The sequence below is a fragment of the Microbacterium sp. ARD31 genome, from assembly GCF_031844425.1.
Genome location: NZ_JAUZVE010000122.1, coordinates 1 through 2,962, shown reverse-complemented (window position 1 = coordinate 2,962; position 2,962 = coordinate 1). Strand labels below are relative to the sequence as shown.

3 protein-coding genes are annotated in these 2,962 nt (G+C 68.6%); 2 read left to right on the top strand and 1 reads right to left on the bottom strand.

The window, feature by feature from the left end; all coding sequences use genetic code 11:
• Positions 1 to 1,327: bifunctional copper resistance protein CopD/cytochrome c oxidase assembly protein (locus Q9S36_RS51500; protein WP_311292437.1), on the top strand; the 1,327-nt coding region annotated here is incomplete at its 5' end.
• Between the two features lie 10 nt (positions 1,328 to 1,337).
• Entirely contained in the window at positions 1,338 to 1,733 is a 396-nt protein-coding gene (locus tag Q9S36_RS51495) for a DUF4307 domain-containing protein (protein WP_311292436.1), read from the top strand.
• 39 nt (positions 1,734 to 1,772) lie between these two features.
• Here the strand turns inward: Q9S36_RS51495 and Q9S36_RS51490 are convergent.
• Positions 1,773 to 2,962, bottom strand: a 1,190-nt coding sequence (locus tag Q9S36_RS51490) for a heavy metal translocating P-type ATPase (RefSeq protein ID WP_311292435.1), incomplete at its 5' end; no start/stop codon positions are given.

Below are 2,962 nucleotides of genomic sequence, written 5' to 3'. Positions count from 1 at the left end.
TCGTCGCCGCATCCCCGATGTCGTCGCCCGCTACTCGAGCATCGCTCTGGCCGCGTTCGTGCTCGTCGCCGTGTCCGGCACGGTGCGCGCGGCGATCGGCCTGCAGGAGTGGTCCGATCTGCTCTCGCCCTATGGCGCGATTCTGGGCGTCAAGGTCGTCGCGCTCGTCGGTCTCGGCCTCTTCGGGGCGTGGTACCGCACCCGCCTGATCGGCAGGATGCGCAGCTCCGACGCAGCATCCCGCCCTTTCTGGATGCTCATCGCGTTCGAGCTGGCACTGATGGGTGTGGCCAGCGGCGCCGCCGCAGCGCTGGCCCGCACCCCGCCACCGAACCCGGCCCCGCTTCCCGAGATCCCCTCGCCGGCAGAGCGCCTGACCGGTGCCCCGCTGCCCCCGGAGCTCACGATCGAACGGTGGGTCACCGCGTGGAATGTGGACATGTTGTGGGCGGTGCTCGCCGGGTTCGCGATCTTCTTCTACCTCGCCGGGGTGTGGCGGCTGCGCCGTCGCGGCGACGCGTGGCCGGTGTATCGCACGATCATGTGGCTCGCCGGCATGGTGCTGCTGGTCTGGGTCACCGGCGGCGTCGTCAACGTCTACCAGGACTACCTGTTCAGCATGCACATGGTGGGCCACATGCTGCTCACGATGGCGATCCCGGTGCTGCTGGTCGCCGGCGCCCCGGTGACGCTCGCCGCCCGGGCGATCCGCAAACGAGACGACGGCACCCGCGGCGGGCGGGAGTGGATTCTGTGGGCGGTGCATTCGCCCGTCGCCCGCATCCTGACGAACCCGTTCGTCGCTGCCGCCCTGTTCATCGGCTCACTGTGGGTGTTCTACTACACCGACCTGTTCCGATGGTCGCTGTACGATCACCTCGGCCATCAGTGGATGATCGCGCATTTCCTCATCACCGGCTACCTGTTCGCGCTCTCCCTGATCGGCATCGACCCGGTGCCGTGGCGGCTTCCCTACGCTGGCAGGCTGCTGCTGCTCATCGGTGTGATGGCGATGCACGCGTTCTTCGGTATCGCGATCATGATGCAGTCGGGGCTGATGGTCGCCGACTGGTTCGGGTCGATGGGTCGCACCTGGGGTGCCACACCGCTCGAGGATCAGTACACCGGCGGCGGTATCGCGTGGTCGATCGGCGAGATCCCCACCCTGATTCTCGCGATCACGGTCGCGATTCAGTGGAGTCGCAGCGACGACCGCGAGACCAAGCGGCGAGACCGGCACGCCGACCGCACCGGCGAAGCCGAGCTCGAGGCTTACAACGCACGCCTGGCAGAGCTTGCCGATCGCGACGCGCGCGGCCCGAGTTGAGACGCATCAGATGACGACGAAGGAGGAGCTCGCCGACCGGTACGGTCGCGCCCCGCGGCCCATCCGCCGCCGTGTGTTCTGGGTCACCGTCGCGGCGGTGGCAATCCTGTCTGTCGCAGGGCTTTCGTGGCTGACCGTCTCGAACTCGCTCGATGACGTCGGATTCGACGAGACGGGTTACGAGCTGGTCGATGCGCGCACCGTGACCGTATCCTTCCAGGCCACCCCGCCCGCTGGGACGTCGTTCGCATGCGCGGTGCAGGCCCTCGACGAGGACTTCGGCATCGTCGGTTGGCGTGTCATCGAGTACCCCGCGTCCGAGGAGATCACACGAGCACTCGTGGAAACCATCCCGACCGTCGCGCAGGCAACGACCGGCACCGTGCAATCCTGCTGGGCCACATAGCCGCGCAAGGGAGGCCGTCGCCTGCGCCGGCTGAGTCTCTCAAGCGGTGGGCCTGTCTTCGTGGTCGATGCCGTGATGCTCTTTGCCGCGCTCGAAGTTGAGGAGGCGGAGTGCGTTGCCGACGACGACCAGGGTGGAGCCTTCGTGGATGAGCACGACCGCGCCGATGTTCAGGCCGAGGAAGGTGGCGAGGATGAGGAACGCGACGATCGCGAGGCTGGCGATGAGGTTCTGCCGGATGATGCGGCTGGTGGCGCGGCTGAGCCGTACCGCGAACGGGACGCGACCGAGATCGTCGCTCATCAGCGCGATGTCGCAGGTCTCCAACGCGACGGTGGAGCCGGCGGCGCCCATCGCGATGCCGACGTCGGCGCGCGCCATCGCGGGGGCGTCGTTGACGCCGTCGCCGACCATCGCGATCGGACGGTGGGTTTCGGCGAGGCGGGTAATCTGAGCGACTTTGTCCTCGGGGAGCAGCTCGCCGATCGCGGTGTCGACGCCGACTTCCCGGCCGACCGCGTCGGCGACGCGCTGGTTGTCGCCGGAGATCATCACGAGCTGCCCCACGTTCGCGCCCCGGAGTGCACTGAGCACCTGGGCGGATTCCGCGCGGGAGGCATCCATCACGCCGACGATGCCGAGGAACCGGTCGCCACGGCGCACGATCATCAGCGTCTGCCCGGAGTCCCGCGCCTGCGTGTACGCGTCGGCGAGCGTGCCGGTGAGCGTGAGCTGCTGCTCGTCGAACATGCGCAGGTTGCCGACATCGACCCGCTCGCCGTCGATCGTCGCCGTGACGCCACGCCCGACGACCGCGTTCAGGTCCGTCGCGGTGAGGCGCTCGGTCTGGGGGACACGAGGTTCGAGGTCGCGGACGATCGCCTCGGCCAGAGGGTGATCGCTAAGCGCTTCAACGGCAACCAGAGTGCGGATCAGCTCGGACTCGGGAACGTCGCCAGCAGGCGTGACGGACGTCACCCGGGGGGCACCCCAGGTCAGGGTGCCAGTCTTGTCGAACGCCATCGCCTTGACCCGTCCGAGCGTCTCGAGCGGGGCGCCGCCCTTGACGAGCACGCCGGCACGCGCAGCACGGGCCACACCCGCCAAGACGGCGGCCGGGGTTGCGATTGCGAGAGCGCAGGGGCTGGCGGCGACGAGCACCGTCATGGCGAGGTAGAACGCGTCGGGGAACGGTTGCGCGAACGCGAGCCAGGAGATCAGGAGCGTAC